Source organism: Methylomonas rhizoryzae, from assembly GCF_008632455.1.
GTDB lineage: Bacteria > Pseudomonadota > Gammaproteobacteria > Methylococcales > Methylomonadaceae > Methylomonas > Methylomonas rhizoryzae.
Genome location: NZ_CP043929.1, coordinates 2,159,613 through 2,178,883, shown reverse-complemented (window position 1 = coordinate 2,178,883; position 19,271 = coordinate 2,159,613). Strand labels below are relative to the sequence as shown.

13 protein-coding genes are annotated in these 19,271 nt (G+C 53.6%); 2 read left to right on the top strand and 11 right to left on the bottom strand.

Translation table 11 applies throughout. From position 1 onward, the window contains the following. Position 1 precedes the first annotated feature (1 nt). The 11 genes from F1E05_RS09840 to F1E05_RS09790 form a co-directional block, all read right to left on the bottom strand. Positions 2–1,312, bottom strand: a complete 1,311-nt coding sequence (locus tag F1E05_RS09840; protein ID WP_150048124.1) for a homoserine dehydrogenase — start codon at positions 1,310–1,312, stop codon at positions 2–4. A 36-nt stretch (positions 1,313–1,348) separates the two neighbouring features. Next, entirely contained in the window at positions 1,349–2,533 is a 1,185-nt protein-coding gene (gene alaC / locus F1E05_RS09835) for an alanine transaminase (protein WP_150048123.1), read from the bottom strand. A gap of 146 nt (positions 2,534–2,679) precedes the next feature. After that, a complete protein-coding gene (locus F1E05_RS09830; RefSeq protein WP_150048122.1) occupies positions 2,680–3,519 on the bottom strand; it encodes an HDOD domain-containing protein in 840 nt (279 codons plus the stop codon). Continuing rightward, positions 3,516–6,644: an EAL domain-containing protein gene (locus tag F1E05_RS09825; RefSeq protein WP_150048121.1), complete on the bottom strand. Its 3,129-nt coding sequence runs from the start codon at positions 6,642–6,644 to the stop codon at positions 3,516–3,518. The genes F1E05_RS09830 and F1E05_RS09825 overlap by 4 nt, the downstream gene beginning before the upstream one ends. A gap of 8 nt (positions 6,645–6,652) precedes the next feature. Then, positions 6,653–6,883 (bottom strand): response regulator, encoded by a 231-nt coding sequence (locus tag F1E05_RS09820; protein ID WP_190303299.1) that lies wholly within the window; start codon positions 6,881–6,883, stop codon positions 6,653–6,655. Between the two features lie 65 nt (positions 6,884–6,948). Continuing rightward, complete coding sequence (locus tag F1E05_RS09815; protein ID WP_150048119.1) at positions 6,949–7,797, bottom strand: ATP-binding protein; 849 nt, start codon at positions 7,795–7,797, stop codon at positions 6,949–6,951. A 17-nt stretch (positions 7,798–7,814) separates the two neighbouring features. Then, positions 7,815–8,639 carry a CHASE sensor domain-containing protein gene (locus F1E05_RS09810; RefSeq protein ID WP_150048118.1) on the bottom strand — a complete coding sequence of 275 codons (825 nt, stop codon included), beginning with the start codon at positions 8,637–8,639 and terminating at the stop codon, positions 7,815–7,817. Next, entirely contained in the window at positions 8,636–9,157 is a 522-nt protein-coding gene (locus F1E05_RS09805) for a YfiR family protein (protein ID WP_190303298.1), read from the bottom strand. The genes F1E05_RS09810 and F1E05_RS09805 overlap by 4 nt, the downstream gene beginning before the upstream one ends. 38 nt (positions 9,158–9,195) lie before the next feature. Then, positions 9,196–11,205 (bottom strand): TonB-dependent receptor plug domain-containing protein, encoded by a 2,010-nt coding sequence (locus tag F1E05_RS09800; protein ID WP_150048116.1) that lies wholly within the window; start codon positions 11,203–11,205, stop codon positions 9,196–9,198. A 156-nt stretch (positions 11,206–11,361) separates the two neighbouring features. After that, entirely contained in the window at positions 11,362–13,380 is a 2,019-nt protein-coding gene (locus F1E05_RS09795; RefSeq protein WP_232056841.1) for a TonB-dependent receptor plug domain-containing protein, read from the bottom strand. Positions 13,381–14,076: 696 nt separating this feature from the next. Next, the gene (locus F1E05_RS09790) at positions 14,077–16,659 is read right to left on the bottom strand and encodes an MMPL family transporter (RefSeq protein ID WP_232056840.1); all 2,583 of its coding nucleotides are present in this window, start codon (positions 16,657–16,659) and stop codon (positions 14,077–14,079) included. 309 nt (positions 16,660–16,968) lie between these two features. Here F1E05_RS09790 and F1E05_RS09785 point away from each other — a divergent pair, with 309 nt between their 5' ends. Further along, positions 16,969–17,607 (top strand): hypothetical protein, encoded by a 639-nt coding sequence (locus F1E05_RS09785; RefSeq protein WP_150048115.1) that lies wholly within the window; start codon positions 16,969–16,971, stop codon positions 17,605–17,607. Positions 17,608–17,610: 3 nt separating this feature from the next. Then, positions 17,611–19,257 carry a methyl-accepting chemotaxis protein gene (locus F1E05_RS09780; protein ID WP_150048114.1) on the top strand — a complete coding sequence of 549 codons (1,647 nt, stop codon included), beginning with the start codon at positions 17,611–17,613 and terminating at the stop codon, positions 19,255–19,257. Positions 19,258–19,271 lie beyond the last annotated feature (14 nt).

Sequence of the window (19,271 nt, the reverse complement as noted above, 5' to 3'; positions counted from 1 at the left end):
TTTATCCTAAAGTTTCCAAACGGATGCGACTGACGTTGCCGGTAACGGTAGGCAAGGCTTCGATTTCGGCAATCGCCGCATTCATTTCTTGTTCCAAAGTTTTTTGAGTCAGCATGATGATGGGCACCGAGACTTCGCCGTGCAAAGGCTCTTTTTGAATCAATGCTTCGATACTGATCTGATGGGCCGCCAATATGCGGGTCACCTCCGCCAGTACGCCGGGTTTGTCGTCGGCCGTTAATCTCAGGTAATAAGCAGTTTGAAAGCGTTCGGCCGGCACCACCGGAATATCGGCGATTGCCTCGGGCTGAAAAGCCAGATGCGGCACCCGGTTTTCCGGGTCGCTGGTCAGGGCGCGCACCACATCGACCAAATCCGCCACTACCGCCGACGCGGTCGGTTCCGCGCCCGCTCCGGCACCGTAATACAGCGTCGGCCCTACCGCATCGCCGCAAACCAACACGGCATTCATCACCCCTTCTACGTTGGCTATCAGACGGCGTTTGGGAATCAGAGTGGGATGTACCCGTAATTCTATGCCTTCGGCAGTTTTACGGGCGATACCCAAGTTTTTGATGCGGTAGCCCAATTCCTCGGCATATTCGACATCCAGGCGCGTGATCCGGGTGATGCCCTCGGTATAGACCTTCTCGAATTGCAGCGGGATGCCGAAGGCGATGGATGCCAGGATAGTCAACTTGTGGCCGGCGTCTATGCCTTCTACGTCGAAGGTCGGGTCGGCTTCCGCATAACCCAAGGCCTGCGCTTCTTTCAAAACATCAGCGAAATCCCGGCCTTTGTCGCGCATTTCGGTCAGGATGAAATTGCCGGTACCGTTGATGATGCCGGCCAGCCATTCGATACGGTTGCCTGCCAAACCTTCTCTAATGGCTTTGATGATGGGAATGCCGCCGGCCACGGCTGCTTCGAAGGTCACCATTACGCCTTTTTTACTGGCTTCGGCAAAAATTTCATTGCCGTGCAACGCGATCAGCGCTTTATTGGCGGTTACCACATGTTTACCGTTGGCAATCGCCGCCAGCACCAGTTGCTTGGCCAAATCGTAGCCGCCGATCAACTCAACGACGATGTCGACCGTAGGATCGTTGACCACATCGAACGGGTCGGCCGTCAAGGCAATACCTTCGGTATTGCAAATCCGCTGCAGGTTAAGGTGACGGGCCGAAGCTCGGCCGACCACGATTTCACGTCCAGCCCGCCGGGCGATTTCTTCGGCGTTGCGTTTAAGTACGTTGACGGTACCGCCCCCGACAGTACCCAATCCCAATATACCTATAGTTACCGGCTTCAAACCCAACTCCTGACGCTTATCCAAAAATTCGCCGGATTATACTACGTTGTCTTTTTTCAGCATATTACGGATGCTGCGCAGCGCTTGCCGGGTTCTGTGTTCGTTCTCGATCAAACTGAATCGGATGTGATCGTCGCCGAATTGACCGAAACCGATACCCGGGGAAACGGCTACTTTGGCATCGATGATTAACTTCTTGGAGAACTCCAAAGAGCCCATCGCTTTGTACGCTTCCGGTATCGGCGCCCAAACGAACATGGTGGCCTTGGGTTTTTCGACCTTCCAACCCATGTTATTCAGGCCGTCGCACAACACGTCGCGGCGCAAACGGTACATGTTGCTGATTTCCGTCACGCAATCCTGCGGCCCTTCCAGCGCGGTGATTGCCGCCACTTGAATGGGAGTAAACGTGCCGTAGTCCATATACGATTTGATCCGGGTTAAGGCGGCGACCAAGGTCGGATTGCCGCACATGAAACCCACCCGCCAACCGGGCATGTTGTAACTCTTGGACAATGAAAAAAATTCGACGGCAATGTCTTTCGCTCCCGGCACTTGCAATATCGACGGCGCGACATAGCCGTCGAACACGATGTCGGCGTAAGCAATGTCGTGAACTATCCAAATGCCGTGCTCTTTACAAATCGCCACTACCTTTTCGAAGAAATCCAGCTCGACGCATTGACAGGTCGGATTGCCCGGAAAATTCAAAATCAACATCTTCGGTTTTGGCCAGCATTCTGAAATCGCTCGATTCAACTCGTCGAAAAAATCGACGCCCGGCGTCAACGCCACGTGGCGAATATCGGCTCCGGCGATCACGACGCCGTAAGGATGAATGGGATACGCCGGGTTAGGCACCAAAACCACGTCGCCAGGGCCCAAGGTGGCCAGAGCCAAATGCGACAAGCCCTCTTTAGAGCCTATGGTCACGATGGCTTCGCTGTTGAAATCCAAATCGACGTCGAAGCGGTTTTTGTACCAGCCGCATATTGCCTTACGCAAGCGGGGAATACCTTTGGAAACCGAGTAGCGATGCGTATCGCCGCGTTGCGCGACTTCCAACATCTTGTTCAAAATGTGCGCCGGCGTGGGCTGGTCCGGGTTGCCCATACCGAAATCGATAATGTCCTCGCCGTCGGCTCGCGCTTTGGCTTTCAATTCATTGACGATGTTAAAAACGTAGGGCGGTAAGCGGCTGATGCGGTGAAATTCTTCCATTAATAACTCTTGTGGGGAATTAAAGATAGCTGTTGGACAAAGCGCGCTAAGTTACTGAGGTTGCCGAAGCTTGTCAATTTACTGAAGCGGATTTCCACGTTGCGCAACTACGCCAAGGCTAATCGCCGACTTCGGCTGCCGGAGAACTAAAACAAGATCTCCGCTTGACTGTTGAACTTGGGCTGCTCCAACAGCATTTGCCGATAAACCGATGCCGCGACATCCGCTCCGATAGCCGGGTTGTCATCGCTGTCGAAAACAAACTCTTCTTGCCGGGCATAAAGTGCGGACGCCATATCCGCGGCAATTCTAACGTAGTGCACGTGTTGCCGATAGGCGGCCCGGTAGCCGGCTTGCCGGTGATAACGAATAACCGCTACCAAAACCTCCGGCAATTCCCATTTTTTCGCGACCATGCCGCCGATTTCCGCGTAATCCATGCCGATTTCCTGCTGCAACAGCGAAGACAAATTCAATTCAGGTGTTTGTCTCGCCCGGAGCAGAATCGCATCCATCCGTAACGGTAACAAATCCACTATACATAACAAACCCAAGCAATGCAGCAAACCCCCGGTGTGCACCGCATCGCTAAACTCTTTATCGGCGAGGGGCGCGGCCAGTCTGTATGCCGCTTCGGCCGCCAATGTACTGGACAACCAAAACCGCTTGATATCAAACGGACGGCAAGCGGTAACGCTAAACGGTGCAATAACCGACAGGCCGATGCAAACCGCTTTCACCAACGTCAATCCCAGCCTTGCACAAGCTACGCTGGCGCTGGTAATAGGTTGTGCCGGCGCGTACCACGCCGAATTTGCCAGCGCCAACAAGCGTGCCGTCATCGCCGGGCTTTCTTCGATAACGGCCGCTAATCGATCGATAGACAAGTCGTCGTGTCGCATCAATGTCAACAAACGCTGAGTTTGAGCCGAAATACCGGGAATTCGTTTGGACTGGAGCACCAACTCGCGTATCCGGTCGGTCATGGATGCTCGATTGGGTTGTCCCAGGAGTCTGTCGGTTCGGCTGCATTGACCATAAAGTTTTGCCGGAACAACTTCAGCACTTGTTCAACCGCAACCGGCGGACTGAAAAAATACCCCTGTATCACGTCACAGCCCAAACCCATCATGACCATGGCTTGTTCCTGGGTTTCCACGCCTTCGGCTACGATTTGATAGTCCATGGCGTTGGCCAAGCCGATGATGGTACCCAGCAATACCGGAGTTTGCGGATTGTATAAAACGTCTTGCACAAAAATCCTATCGATCTTTAAGCAATCTACCGGCAATTCCTTCAGCGACGCTAACGACGAATAACCGGTGCCGAAATCGTCGATGGCAATTTTGACCCCCAGAGCTTTTAAGTCCCTAAACACGTCCATATCGATGTCGGCGTGCATTACGCTTTCGGTGACTTCCAATTGCAAGAGTTCCGCAGGCAAGCCGGTTTGTTTAAGGATGTCCCGCACGGTGACTAATAGTTTAGGATCGGCGAAATGCGAAGGCGAAATGTTCACCGCAATCCTGACCTGTTCCAAACCGTGCGCACGCCACTCCATCATTTGCCGACAGGCTTGCATTAACACCCATTCGCCGATTTTGTTGATCAAGCCCAGGCTTTCCGCCAAAGGAATAAACTCATAGGGGGACACAATGCCGCGTTCGGCATGTTGCCAGCGTATTAAGGCCTCCAAACCGACAATCCGGCCATTGGCCATACTGATCTGCGGTTGGTAGTGCAACACAAACAGCTCTTTTTCGACCGATTCCCGTAGCAGCTGCTCGTCTTTCAACCGTTTAATCGCATGTTCGGTCATTTCCGGCTTATACGTCGCATACCGTTGCTTGCCGGCTTTTTTGGCCGCATACATCGCGGCATCCGCGGCCTTCATGAGCTCGTGTTCGTCTCTACCGTCTCTGGGAAACAAGGCTATGCCGATACTTGCCCGCGGTCTGAAATGATTGCCGGAAATGTTTAGCGGCCGGTTGACTTCCTGCAAACAGCGTTCGGCCACTTCGTTAATCTGCCGTTCGCTGGCAACCGCATCCACCAGAATGCAAAACTCGTCGCCTCCCAGGCGTACGGCAAAATCGACGTCGCGAATCACGGATCGGATGCGTTCCGCGACCGCGATTAAGTACTGATCGCCGACGTTATGCCCGAAGCTGTCGTTGATGTATTTGAATTCGTCCAAGTCGATATACAAGAATCCGAAAGCCTCCTGCTTACGCCGCGCCAACTTGATGTATTGTTCTATCCTTTCGTGGTAGTAGGCCCTACTGGCCAAGCCGGTCAACTCGTCGTAATACGCCAAGTTATGTATCATCAACTCGGTGGCCTTCAGCTTGGTAACGTCTTGCACCGTACCGGTGACTATTTTCGTTTGCGTGACCAAAGCCGTTTCCTGACGCACGATAATCGGACTATCCGCTGTCACTGCCAAGGCGTATTCTATGGTTCCGCCGCCCTCTCCATCCAAGGTGGAATAAATCGCATGTTCCACTTTTGGCCTATCGTCGGGGGCAACCAATTCGAAATAAGCGCTTAAAGTGCCGGCAAAATCATTCGGGTCGATACGAAACAATTCGGCCAAATACGCCGAGATAATGAATTGATTGCTTTCAACGTTCCAAGTCCAATAGCCTAGCCGAGCTATTCTTTGTGCCGCAGCCAATTGCAGCTTGCTATCGCGCAATTCGGCCGTGGCCCGGCTGGAGCGTAACAGGAACTTGATGTGGTGAATCAATACCGTGTAATTCAGCGGTTTGATGATGAAATCCGAAGCCCCGACGTCGAACGCCCGGTTGATGGATTCCATGTCGCCTAAACCCGTGGACATAATCACCGGCACGTCGGTCAGGGCGGGGTATTCGCGCAGCATTTTGCAGGTTTCGAAGCCATCCAGACCTTCCATGACCGCGTCCAACATAATCAAATCCGGCATACTCAGCTTGAGTTTGTCCAACGCTTCGTAACCGCTACCGGCTTCCTCGACTTTGAATCCCACCCTGGACAGTTGCTCACGGGTGATGAGCCGGAAATTCGGATCGTCGTCCACCACCAATATGGTGATATTGGTCATTTCGAAATCCGGCAGTTCATAATCTACCGTCACATCGGCCGATACCGCCGAAAACTCCTGTTGCGAGGTTTGCAACTCGCGTAAAGCCTCTAAAGTGATTTGATAACGCCGTTCGAACAACTCCTCCAAACGCGCGACAGCCAGCTCGTCATTGGCTCTGCCCGCAGTTTCCAATTGCAAACAGACATCGGCTAATTCTTTGGCGCCTAAATTCGCCGAAGCGGACTTTAGCGTATGGGCCGGCTTGGTGACGTTAGACAATGGACCGTCGCGAAACGCACGTTTGATTTGTTCGTATAAATCCGGAGCGGTATCCAAATACAAGCCCACGGCTTTATCGAACAAGGTACTGCCGTCTGGATCGGAAATCGCTTGCAACTGCGCCACCGTGCCGACCTCGAGGATGGCGGAACTGACGGCAGCGGCAGGCGTAAGTTCCATGATTTTTTCCATTGATGCGCCGGCTTCCTTGGCAGCACCGGGCAACCAGGTTTCCAAGCTTTGCCGCAGCTGATCCATGGTAAACGGCTTGCTGAGATAATCGTCCATACCGGCTAAACGGCATTCGTCCTGTATGCCTTTTTGCACGTCGGCCGTCAAGGCGATCACCGGTGCGCGTTCGCGATGCGAATCCAACTCTAACGTACGAATTCGCCGGGTGGCGGAAAAACCGTCCAGCTCCGGCATATGACAATCCATCAAGATCAGGTCGAACTGGCTGACGGTTACCGCGCGCACCGCCTCGGCACCGTTATTGGCGATTTCGACTTCGCATCCCAAGCGCTGCAAAAACCGTTTCGCGACCTCTTGGTTGACCGGGTTATCCTCGGCGACCAACACTTTAGCGCTGAACAGATTCGCGTGCTGCTGGCCCAAGCCATCGTTGTACGAAGTAGAGGTATCCGCTAAAGTCTGCAGCAAGCAATGCAGCAATCGGTCTTGAAACACCGGTTTGTTAAGAAAAAACCGAATGCCTAAGTGTTCGCGTTCTTTATCGCTGAGCGCTATATTGTCCGAACTCAGCATGATTAATTTCAAAGCGCAATGCGCGCGTCGGCCTTAATCGCTTTGGCAAGGGACAAACCGTCCATGAACGGCAAATGCCAATCCAACAACGCCAGTTTGAAATGCGTTTCCGCCGCCGTATCGTGCAACAACTTCAGCGCTTTCGGCGCACTGCTGACGCAGGTGACTTTTGCCCCCCATTGAATCAGTTGCCGATACAGGATTTCCCGGTTGGTGGAATTGTCGTCCACCACCAGCACGTTAACGTCTAACAGCTCCTTGATCTGCGCTGTTTGAATCGTGCTTTTATTGCTTACCGGTAAAATCAGATTGAAATAAAGCGCGAGCCGACCTTAGGCGTGCTGACTAATTTCAATTCGCCGCCCATCAATTCGACCAGCTGCCGGGAAATAGTCAACCCCAGCCCGGTACCGCCGTATCGGCGGGTGATGGTCCCGTCTTGCTGAGTAAAGCTCTCGAAAATATGCTCTTGATGTTCCGGCGGAATGCCGGGGCCGGTATCGATGACTTCGAACAACAAGGAAACTTTTTCGCTGTTTCTGTCGAGCAAGGACCCGCTCACTTTCAGCTGCACCTCGCCGACTTCGGTGAATTTGATCGCGTTACCCACCAAATTAATCAACACTTGCCGCAAACGTTCCGCGTCGCCGCCGACCACGAAGCCCCAATCGGCCGGCAGATTCAGAATCAGCTCGATACTCTTGCGCCTAGCCTGCTCGGATAGCATATCCAAGGTGTCTTCCAAGGTGCGGCGCAAATCGAACTCGGTTTCTATCAGCTGCAGTTTTCCGGCTTCTATTTTGGAAAAATCCAGAATATTGTTGATGATGCTCAACAAGGATTCGGCCGAGCGGAATGCGGTCTCCGCCAACTTGCGCTGCTGATCTTGCAGGCCGGATCCCAGCAGCAGCTCGGTCATACCCAGAACGCCGTTCATAGGCGTCCTGATTTCATGGCTCATCATGGCTAAAAATTCACTTTTGGCCTTGCTGGCCGCCAAGGCCTGTTCCTTCGCCTGCAAAGCCTCGGTAATCGCTTGCTCCAGCCGCCGATTTTTGATCGACAACTCCTCGGTGCGCGCTTTCACCTGTCTTTCCAAATCCGCTCTGTGACCGGCTAATTGTTCGTCGCGCTCTTGAATTTCCGCCAGCATTTCGTTGTAAACGCTGGCTAAATCGCCGAATTCGTCGGAACTTGTGCGCTCGAAAACCGGCTACCTCTGTTGATCGCCAGCCACGACACTCTGAATTGGAAATTCTTTTTCGCGCTTACCGCCCGCATCGCGTCCATCAGCGCCAACAAGGGTTCGGAAAAAATGCGTTGCAACCGTGACGATACGAATAAAATCGCCATCGCCGTCAAAATCACGATCGCCGCCGCAATCAGATAAAACGCCTGCAATATGGCGTGCAACTCGCTTTGGTCGTCGACCAACTCCAACACGCCGATCAACTCTTTGTACAGCAAGACCGGCTTGTAGTAATGAATGTAGCTGTCCCGGTAAGCCAACCTTTGACCGTAACGGATAAATTCGCCCGCCCCGGTTTGGTCGGAAATATAATGCCGGTACAGACTGGCGATTTTTTCCGAAAACAGCTCCAACCACGACATCTGCGCAAAATCCGGGGTACGCCGCAATACTTGCGCGACCGGATCGTCTTCAACCCAAATGGACGAGTCGGAACCGCTTTTCACGTATTCCGCGAACAAATGACCGTCTTTGTCGTACAGTCTGGCACCCAAAACGCTTTTGCGGGTTTGCATGCCCGCCAGCATTTCCCGCGCCGTATCGGCGTCGTTGAAGGCCAAGGCCGCGGAACTGTTCCAGGAAATGATGTCGCCTATCAGCACCAATTGCCGTTCGGTGTCTTGCTTCTTGGCCCAATACTCGTAAAGGATGAACGCCGAGGTCGCCATTAACAAGGCGACCAACGCGGTCAGCGTCATGATGGTGATCAGTTTGGTTCTGATCGGGGCATTCGACACCCAGGTCATTTATCGTTTTCCCGAATGACGGCCAGCTGCAACAGACGCGAGCTGATTTTTAGTCGGGAACGATTGACTTGATTCAAATCGATGTGTATCACTACCTTGCCGCCTTCATTATCCAATCCGATCATGCCGCCATTATCCAATATATCCAAGCCGTTGCCGACCGTTAGTACCGGCGAGTCCTTCAGTTCTTGAAAAACCTGCGCCATGACGTTGCGTTTTAAATCGTGAATGAACAGTACCTGACATGATGTTAAATTGGTTAATCGCGACATATTGTTGACCGATACCGCCCGGCCGTTGACGTCTACCCCTTGCAGCGGCATGAATGCTTCCTGTACTACATTATCGCCGATCACGCAGACGTTGAGAGGTTGGGACGATGCCTCCGGCCAAGTGGTGAACCGAGCGAAATTTAGGGTCAAGGCCGCCAGCACGCTTTGTTCATCCACCGCAAGGGCACAGGGCATGCCGAAAGTAAAACTAAAACCCAGCCACAAATAGAACGCAATCCGTGCCACCGGACTACGCCGACGCGTTATTCGGCCGTTGCTCCGCTTCAAAATTCCCATACCATTTTGGCGTACATGCCGCGGTCGACGAGTGTAGGCAGCGTCAAATTTTCCTGCACAAACTCCAAATGTTTGCTGGAGATTAAATTTTGCCCTACCAAAGACAGCTCCAATCCCGGTACTGGCCGCCATGCCGCCCGCAAATCCAGGGTGACATATGAATCGATTCTTTCACCGTTGGCATTATCGGCCGAGATAGTCATCGCGGAATCGACGTAACGCAACCAAACATCCAAATCGGTATCTTCTCGCGGCGACACCAAGCCGCGCATCGAAATTCGCTGTTGCGGACTGACCGGTATTAGTGGCGAACTGCCGGGATCCAAGTCGGTAGCCAAATAACTGTAGTTGGCATCCCAACGCCACCAGTCCAGCATTTGCCAAACCGCCGCTAACTCAAAACCATAGGTCTTGGGACTGAAGGCATTGCTCAGCACCAGCTGTTGTTCCAGATAACCGTTACGGGTTATCAGGTCGCCCAACATCACCGAGCGGAAGTTGTCGTAATCGTTGTAAAACGCGGTCATGTCCAATGACAGCGCATCTATCATCGTAGTCCTGTAACCGATTTCGTAGGCCAGTAAATGTTCCGCTTTAAACTCGGCATTGCCGATGGTGTACAGCGCTACCGGCGGCGAGGTTAAGCCGGGTGCGATGGTTTGCGGCGGAAAGGTACGAAAAAAAACCTTGCCGTTGTGTTCGCCGCGCGACGGCGTGCGCACCGCTCTGGAAACGGCCGCCCATAATCTGTGCTGGTGATGCGGCGCCCACAGTAAACGGGCGGAAGGTTGATATTCGAAGCCGCTATAGTCGTTGTGTTCGAGTTTGGAACCGAGGGTAAACCACAGCTTTTCCTCCACCAGCATCATTTCGTCTTGGAGAAAGGCACTGTACCACTGATCGTTGCGGCTTTCGGGAGTCGCTTGGAAATACTGAGTCGAATCAATATCGTCCATGGTGTAGCGATACCCGACACCCCAGACAACATCGTGCCGGTCTGACCAGCCGAACCGGTGCTGAAAATCGAAATCCAGCTGGTCGCGCCATTCGGCTAAAAACCCATCTTCTCTATGGTAGGTATCGAAGTAAACTTGCGCGCTGTAATCGGAGGTAGGCGACAGCGTGTGCTGCCATTTCGCCACTATATTGCCGCCGTCCGCATGGGCGCGGTCGTTGAACGTCGTCGCGTAGGGTGCGGCCAATTGCGGCGTGGATAAGATTTCATCGATGTTGGTGTGATAAATATCGCCCTGCAGTTTGACTTCGTCCTGCATGCTCACATTCGAGTCAACCCGGAAACCGCCCTGAAACTTCTCCCAGCCGTCTGCCGAGGGCCGACCGTTAGCAAAATGGTTTTGATCGCGTTTAAAGCCTTTAAAATAGACCCGGCCGCTGGTGCGTTCGTCCAGCTTGGCGCCATATCGAAGCGCGCCGAAGCCTTGTTCTTCGCTGCCGATTCCGCCGCTGAGCAAACCGCCTTGCGTCCGGGTCGAATGCTTGGTGATAATGTTGATCACGCCGTTGACCGCGTTAGCCCCCCAAAGCGTACCGCCCGGACCACGGATGACTTCTATCCTATCGACGTCCTCCAGCATCACGTCTTGCATTTCCCAATAGACCCCGGAAAAGGTGCGGGTATAGGTGCTGCGGCCGTCGATCAAAACCAATAATTTATTGGCGAACCGCCCGTTGAATCCGCGCGAAGACACCGCCCATTTGCTGGAGTCGATTTTCGCGACGTCCATGCCGGGGGCTAGCCGCAACGCATCGGGAATATTGGTCGCCCCGGAGCGTTTGATGTCTTCCTGGGTAATGACGAATACCGCCGCCGCCGCGTCGTTCAAAGCCTGGGCTTTTTTGGCCACCGAGGTGATTTTGACGTTCAACAACTCTTCGACCGACAAATCCAGCAACTCGTCTGCGGGATAGGCATCGGCATAAACGCCTTGGGCAAACACGGCGAAAACCAATGGCAGCCAGCAACCAAGCCGTGTCATGAGCGAGTCTCGCCGCAAGGCGCCCGATGGCGGATAGGCTTGATCCTGCACATCCTTAACCCTTGTCCGGTAACGGCGGGACAATCCATACTACCGTACCCCGCGCAGGCATGCGTCAACGGCAATAGCTCCGGTTCCAAGCGCCGCATCATGCGTTCAAAACTCCCACATCGCCTTAAAATAAACACCGCGGTCTATAGCAGTCGGCAACGTCAAATTTTCCTGTACGAATTCCAAGTGCTTGTCCTCCAGTAGATTCTGACCGACACAAGCCAATTCCAGCTGTTTGACCGGCCGCCAAGCCAAACGTAAATCCAAGGTAACGTAAGCCGGTATGTTGATCAAACCGACGCCGCCGTCGGTATTGATGGCGCTGCTGCGATCCACGTAGCGCAGCCAAACATCGAAATCCACATCGGGAAGCGGTGAAAGGGCGCCGCGCAACGACACACGCTGCGCCGGCGATTGATTAATTTCCACGTTGCCGGCACCGTCCAGCCGGGTATTCAAATAACTGTAACTGGCGTCCCAACGCCACCAGTCCAGCATTTGCCAAACTGCCGCCAATTCGTAGCCGTAGGTTTTAGGATGATTGAAATTGGTATAGGAAAGCTGCTGCTCCAGATAATCTCCGCGGTTGAGCAATTTGCCCAAGCGTGTGGAGCGAAAGCGGTCGTAATCGTTGTAAAACAGCGTCATATCCAGCGACAATGAATCGATCATCGTGGTTCTGTAACCGAATTCATAGGCGACCAATTCTTCGCTGACGAATTTCGGGTTGCCTTGCAAGGTCACGACTACAGGCGGGGTTTCCAAACCCGGAGAAATCACGATTCCGGGTAGCGCCGTCACAAACAGCGCCGAATTTTGCTCGGCCCGCGACGGCGTTCTAACGGCTCTGGACATAGCAACCCAAAGCCGGTGCTGGTGGTGCGGCGCCCACATCAAACGCAAGGAAGGCTGGTATTCGAAGCCGCTATAGTCGTTATGTTCCAGCTTTGAGCCTACGGTTAGCCACAGCCGGTTTTCCACCAGCATCATCTCGTCTTGCAGGAATAAATTGAATAACTGCGCATTGCGGCTACCGGGACTGGTTTGCAGATAAAGGGTATCGCCGAAATCGTCCATCTCGTAGCGATACCCTGCGCCCCAAACGAGGTCGTGCCAGTCCAGCCAGGCCGTCCTATGTTGAAATTCCATATCCAGGGTGTCGCGCCATTCTTCGACAAAACCCTCTTTGCGGTGGTAACTATCGTAATAGGCCTGCAGACTATATTCGGAATTGGGCGACAAGGTGCGTTGCCATTTCGCCAGCACATTGCCGCCGTCCGCCCGCACGGCATCGTTGAACCGGCTGACAAAAGGCGCCGTCGGCGACGGCATGGACAACCGTTCGTTGATGTCGCTTTGATAAATGTCGCCTTGAACTTTGAGCTCGTCTTGGGCAGTCAAACGCGAGTCGAGTCTGAATCCGCCCTGCAGCTTCCCCCAGCCGTCGCCGGCGCCTTGGCCGTTGCGACGGGTGTTTTCATCGCGTTTAAAGCCTTTGAAGTAAACCCGGGCGTAATTGTCTTCACCCAATGTCGTCCCGTACCGTAATGCGCCGAATCCTTGTTCCTCGGTTCCCGCCCCGGCTGCCAGCACACCGCCTTGGGTGTTGGCCGCATGTTTGGTGATAATATTGATCACGCCGTTTACCGCATTGGCGCCCCATAAGCTGCCGCCCGGGCCGCGGATAATTTCGATCCGTTCCACGTCTTCCAGCATCACATCCTGCATCTCCCAATACACCCCGGAAAAGGCCCGGGTATAAGTATTACGGCCGTCCACCAGCACCAAAAGCTTGTTGGCGAAGCGGCCGTTGAAACCGCGGGCACTGACGGCCCATTTGTTAGCGTCGATTTTGGATACGTCCATCCCGGGAGCCAAGCGTAAGGCATCCGGGATACTGGTGGCGCCCGAGCGCGTGATGTCTTCGTTATTGATTACGAAAATCGCCGCGGCAGCGTCATTTAGCGACTGGGATTTTTTGGCGGCCGAGGTAACCTGCACCTGCAACAAGTCTTCCACGCTCATGTCCAACAGCGCCGGATCCGCTTCGTTAGCCGGCCATGCCGGTAAGGCATAAGCCAAGCATAAAGCTAATAGCAAAGGCTGCCGATTGATTTTTTTCACGCGAAACTCTGAATGTGGGCGAATTAAGCCTGCTCTACAAAACTATCGATCAAAACCAAGTGTATAGACAATATAGTTTAGGATGCGACTCATCACACCGCCCTAGATTAACAACCCGCCAAAGCAGAGTATTTCGACCTGGGTAATTCTATTTGTCAGGTTACAGAATGCATAAACCGCGAAGCGAAGATTCTCCGCAGGCGGGGTTTTCACTCCCCCTCAGACCGCCTCGAGCATCGCAGCATTTGGCGAGAAGCGCAGGATTAAGGCGGTATGCGGGGCGGCTTTTTCTTTGGTTTCTTTCTTTGGGCCGAGCAAAAGAAAGAAACTCGGCTGTCGGGCCGAGACCCGGCTTTAGAATAGGCATCGCGTAGCGTTTCCTTGTTATTTTCCGAACCCTTTGAAGTGCACCGGCTTAGGTAAAGAAAAACGGCCGGTCAAATCTAACAAAGTAAAAGTAACGCGTAACATAAGCCGAACAAGGCTAGCCTATGCGCTTGCGATTTCAAATCACAACCATGAACGCAAGTTAATTTGTGTGAAGCGCTGGGCAAATACCCAAACTGAAGAAAGCCGCTTGCACAGCGGCTTAAACCGTGCGGACGCTAAACCGCCTGATTTGAAGAGGAAGGGCTCATTACTTTAGACGAAGGGGCGGCGGTTTAAGCGGCAAAACCACAAACCGCCGACGATCGCTCAATTTTGCGCGCGCATCCCGCTAAACGCCGGCACCACTAACAAACTGCACAAAATCGTAAAACTGATTCCCAAGGACAACAACAGCCCCATGCTGGCCGTACCGTTGTGCGAATTGAAAGCCAGGCTGGAAAAACTGCACAAAGTGGTCAATGCGCTGTAAAACACCCCGCGAGCGGAACTGGATTCCAGCAATGCGTGTTGGTCGCTATCGGCGTGTTGCAGGCGATAGACGATATGAATGCCGCTGTCCACCCCCATCCCGAGCAGTAGCGGCAACACGATGATGTTGGCGAAATTAAACGGATTTTGTAACAACACGTTACAAGCCCCGGTCAAAATGGCCGCCAAAAGCAGCGGCAAGACGATCAACAAGGTCGACTTGAAGCTTCTGGTTAAGGCTAACAACAACAACACTATCATGCCCAAAGCGGCCGAAAAGGCCTGGATAAAGGCCTCGACTACCGCTTGCCCGGAGGTAACGTCGCCTATCGGCAAGCCGAACGAATTAGGAAAAGTTTGCATAATGTCGGAGACAAAGGCTTTTAGATGTTCGGCGTCGTTCAAATCTTGCTCGGGCAACACCAATACCCGGTAACGCCCGTCCGTACCCAGCCACTGCGCGCGCACCGGGTCGGGAATATCGTCTATGCCGACCGCTTGCGCACTCAAACCGTCGCGCAACATCGACATAGTCTGCGGCAACAAATGCAACACGCTGTGTTGCAACGCGGCGTATAGCTGTGCCGGGTTTGCAGAGGCATCCGCCGCGCCGACAAATCCCTGTATGTCCTCCCGCAAACTCAGCCACAGCGGCGCGCTCGGCGCGCCGCCCGCTTGCTCGCCTAGCTTAGTCAAAATCCCGGCCAATTTTAACAAAGCCGCGCGCACGTCCGAGGGCTCGGGAGCCGCGGCAAAGCGTTGCAATTGACCGGGCATTATCAGATTGAGATTGTCGATGACATCGAGCTTCTCGTCCTGCTGCTCGGGCAGCAGATTGCTCAGGGTCAAGGCCTCGTGCACGCTCGGTAATTTACGGAACTTAGCCGCCAAGGCGTCCGCCTCGGGTAAGCTATCCGCCAATGCCGAGGTAGCAAACGGCGAATCCGTTTGGCTGCGCAACAATTTTTTGAATGCCGTTACCGATTGGGTGTTCGGATCGCGCAAATTGATGGGATTGGAATCGAAGCTCAAGCGCGTCAATGTCAAGCCGCCCGCCACTGCAACAAGCAAGGCCGCAATTTGAATCGGCCGTCTATAGCGGAACGGAAAACGGTAAATCCAGTCGGGCAAAGGTTTAACCGCCCTATGCTGCCTGTTCTTGCCGGGCAGCAACTTCAACATAGCCGGCAGCATGCTAAGCGAAACCGCCAAGCCGATGAAAATACCGGCACCCGAGATGATCCCCAATTCCGATACGCCTTTAAAATCGGTCGGCACGAAAGCCAGAAAACCGATGGCGGTGGTCGCCGCGCATAGAAACAGCGAAGCTCCCACGCTATGCATGCTATCGGCGATGGCGCCGTCTACCTCCATCCCCTGCTGGCGGCATTCCTGATAACGCAAACACAGATGGGTGGCGAAATCCACGCCCAGGCCGATGTACAGCACGGCAAAGGCAATCGATATTAAATTTAAATGCCCGACCGCCAACGCCGCAAATCCGGCCGTCAGCGCTAACCCGGCCAGCAAGGCGACAAACGTCACCAGTAACAATCTAAACGAGCGAAATCCGACATATAAGGTTAGGCAAACCAGAAACAAGGACACGATGCTGGACCACAGCATTCCCTGGTTGACGGTTTCCATTTCCTCGTGCTCCAAGGCAATTTCGCCGGTGACGCTCAGCGTCGCGCCCGGAAAGCGTTGCGCCAGTTGCACGGCTAATTCGCGCAGATTAGCCATAGGCAAAGCGGCGGGCAGCAGTTGAGCGTAGTCCAGCCGTGGTTTGACGATCACCAAACGGCGGTTTTGCTCGCCGCCGAAACTATCTTCCGTCAACAGCTGTTGCCAAGACACAAAGTGGGCCTGCCCCGCTTTAACCTGGGTCAAGGCTTGCCCTATTGCCGTTAGCAGAGGATCCAGCGGCATGACTAAATCCTGCTCCTTGCCTTCCAAAGCCAAACCGATGATGTCCATTAAACCCGCAAACGAATAATGTGCGGATAAATAACCGATGAAGGGCTGAGCGTTGACTAATTTGTCCGCTAAAGCTTCCAGATCCGGCAAGCTCAAGTACAACAAGCCTTGCTGCCTAAAATAAGCGTTATCCGTCGGGATATAAGCCGATTGAAACAACTCGCGGTTGGCCGACACGCTACGCTGGACAAACCCGGCAGCCAAGGCGGCCTGTTCCGGCTGTTCCGCCTCCACCACCAAAATAATGGCCGCGGCATCCTGCGGAAAAGCCCGATCCAGTTCGGCTCTGATTTTAACGAACGGCAAGTCTTTGGACAGAAGATCGTTGGTATTGGTATTGATGCCTAGATGACCGGCGGTGTAATAGCCGCTAGCCACGCTCAAACCGATGAAAAACAGCAGAGTCAACCACGGAAAACGTAGCGGCAATCGGCAAAAAGACACAAATAAACGGTCGAAAAATGACGAGGAGGCAGGCATAGTATCGGATTTTACAGGCATGAGGGAAAGTTCGGGCGCCAACGCACAACCGAAAAATGCAACCGGTCATTATAAGCAAAAGCCGATCAATTCGTAGCCAATAATCATGGCTGCCCATACCCGCGGCTGTCTATTCGCTTAGCGAAGCGAGGGGGTTTTAGCTTATCCCGAAACCTATGCGCCTCTGATTCTGCGGCTTTACCAATTGCTCCACGCTTAAACTGAGTTATAGTTTTCGGGCATCAAAACCAATATTAACGACCGGGAATGAATGTGTTAAAGATTAGCCGCTCGCGATGGGAAAAAGGCGAAAACCGCAAAGAATACGCGCCGACCTGTCTGATCGCCGCGTCCCTGTCGCTGGTTTTATTTTTTAATCCGGCATCCGCGCTGGATAACGATTATGCGGCGCGCATGCGCGCTTTGCTACAAAGCCAATTGCTCGGCGCCTTGCAAACCGATTTGGTGATACAAGCCATCCGCGCCCAAAATCTGGCCAATCAGGCCATAAGTCCACAACAAATCCAAACCTTGGATCAAACATGGCGGCGGGAAATCGAAAGCAGGCAGCAGCCTTGGATAAACCGGACTTTAACGACGCCGCTTTCGCGGTATCTGCGGCAACTGTGCGACGGCAGCCACGGGTTGTACACCGAAATTTTCGTGACCGACGCGCACGGTTTGAACGTCGGGCAAAGCAATCCGACTTCGGATTATTGGCAGGGAGACGAAGCCAAATGGCAACAAACCTTTCTGCTGGGCCAAAGCGCCGTTCATATCGGCGAAGTCGATCAGGATGAATCCACCCAAGTCTTTCAAGCGCAATTGAGCTTTACTTTGACCGATCCTGATACTCAAGCCCCGATAGGCGCAGCCACCGTCGGCGTCAACCTAGACCTTTTAATGGAATGAGCTATGTCTTTAGTCAGCGGATTTAAACAGTTATCCATCGGCAAGACGGTTACCGTAGGCGTAATCGCGCTGATTTCCCTGGGCTACGGTTTATTAATCGCCACGTCGGGCTCCGGTTTGCGGGAAGCCTTGATTCAACGCAGCAATGCCGACAACGTACAGCTAACGCGGTTATTGGTATCGACCATGCGCGGCGGCGTCCGTTGGAACAGGCCGGACGCTATCGCCCGTGCTTATGCCGACTTGGCCGAACACCCGGATTCCCATCTGATCCAACTATTGGTTGTCGACGCACGATTTCAGCCATTGAGCGCATGGCACAAAGCCGGCGGCAACCCGGCCGGCGACCTGTTAAGCACGCTAACCGAACGGCACGACATTCTGAGCCGGCAAGCTTATACCACCGTCAGCCAGCCGGATAGTTTCACGGTTTTCCAGGCGATCAGCGCCGGCAAACCGCCAGAAACCATAGGCTTTTTGGCCGCCAAATTCGACACTAGCGATCTGAACCGGTACGTGGACCAACTCAATCGGAGACAACTGGCTTACTCCGGCTTAATTTTGCTCATTTCGATTGCCATTTTGCTGTTGCTGATCCGTCATCTAGTCAGCCGGCCTTTAGGGGTTGCGGTAAAAGCGATGGAAGACATCGCCAGCGGCGACAGCAATTTAACTCGCCGTTTGGACGAAGAGGGCCACCTGGAGATTGCCCTGCTCAATCGCGGCTTCAACGCCTTCATCAACAAGTTGAACGACGTCATTAACTTGGTCACCAACTCTTCGATTGCCCTATCCGACGAATCTATCCGCATGTCGGACGTTACTTTGCAAAGCAAAGAACAAGTGATTCACCAGCGGCGGGAAATCGCCTTGATTGCCGAAGCGGTCGACAAAATGGCCAATGCCTCCGCCGCCGTTTCCAACGACGCCAATGCAGCCGCACAAGCCGCCGCCGATGCCCGCCAGCGCTCCGACCAAGTCACTCGACTAATGAGCGACGCGGTTTGTGCATTTAAAGATTTGGCGAATAATGTCCATTCCATGGGCGGCATCATTTCCGCCGTCGAAGCCGACAGCCGCGACATCGGCAGCGTGGTATCCATCATCAATAAAATATCCGAACAAACCAATTTACTGGCGTTAAACGCGGCTATCGAAGCGGCACGCGCCGGCGAACAAGGCCGCGGCTTTGCCGTGGTCGCCGACGAGGTGCGCTCCTTATCCAACCGTATTCAGGCGGAGACACGAAACATCCATCATCAAATTCGCCAATTGCAGGGCCGCGTCCAGCAAATGACCGCCGCCATGGCCGTCAGCGTGGAAAAGAGCGAGTCCAGCCTAGGTCAGGCGGCGGACGCCGACGTCGCCTTAAAAGCCGTCAAAAATTCCATAGACGACATCAGCAAACTCAATCAACACATTGCCGACGAGACCGAAGGTCAAAACACCCAAGTCGCGGCAATCCGGGCGCGGGTGAATACCATTGCCGACATTGCCGAGCAAACCACCCAAGTCGTTACCCAGGCCTCCAATTACGGCACCGAATTTTCGGTCATGGCTAAACAACTACAGGATTTGGTGCGGCAGTTCGTGCAAGCCCAAGCGGGCGCCAATATACAAAAAGAAATAGACGAATCGTCGTTGTTTTAACCCGCGGTTGTTCC

Excerpts from the sequence above, each read along its gene's own strand:
- F1E05_RS09815 (WP_150048119.1), bottom strand. The coding sequence starts at position 7,797 with ATGCTGGCGGAAATTCAAGAGCGCGACGAACAATTAGCCGGTCACAGA.
- F1E05_RS09825 (WP_150048121.1), bottom strand. The coding sequence starts at position 6,644 with ATGCTGAGTTCGGACAATATAGCGCTCAGCGATAAAGAACGCGAACAC.
- F1E05_RS09780 (WP_150048114.1), top strand. The coding sequence starts at position 17,611 with ATGTCTTTAGTCAGCGGATTTAAACAGTTATCCATCGGCAAGACGGTT.
- alaC (WP_150048123.1), bottom strand. The coding sequence starts at position 2,533 with ATGGAAGAATTTCACCGCATCAGCCGCTTACCGCCCTACGTTTTTAAC.
- F1E05_RS09800 (WP_150048116.1), bottom strand. The coding sequence starts at position 11,205 with ATGACACGGCTTGGTTGCTGGCTGCCATTGGTTTTCGCCGTGTTTGCC.
- F1E05_RS09830 (WP_150048122.1), bottom strand. The coding sequence starts at position 3,519 with ATGACCGACCGGATACGCGAGTTGGTGCTCCAGTCCAAACGAATTCCC.
- F1E05_RS09810 (WP_150048118.1), bottom strand. The coding sequence starts at position 8,639 with ATGACCTGGGTGTCGAATGCCCCGATCAGAACCAAACTGATCACCATC.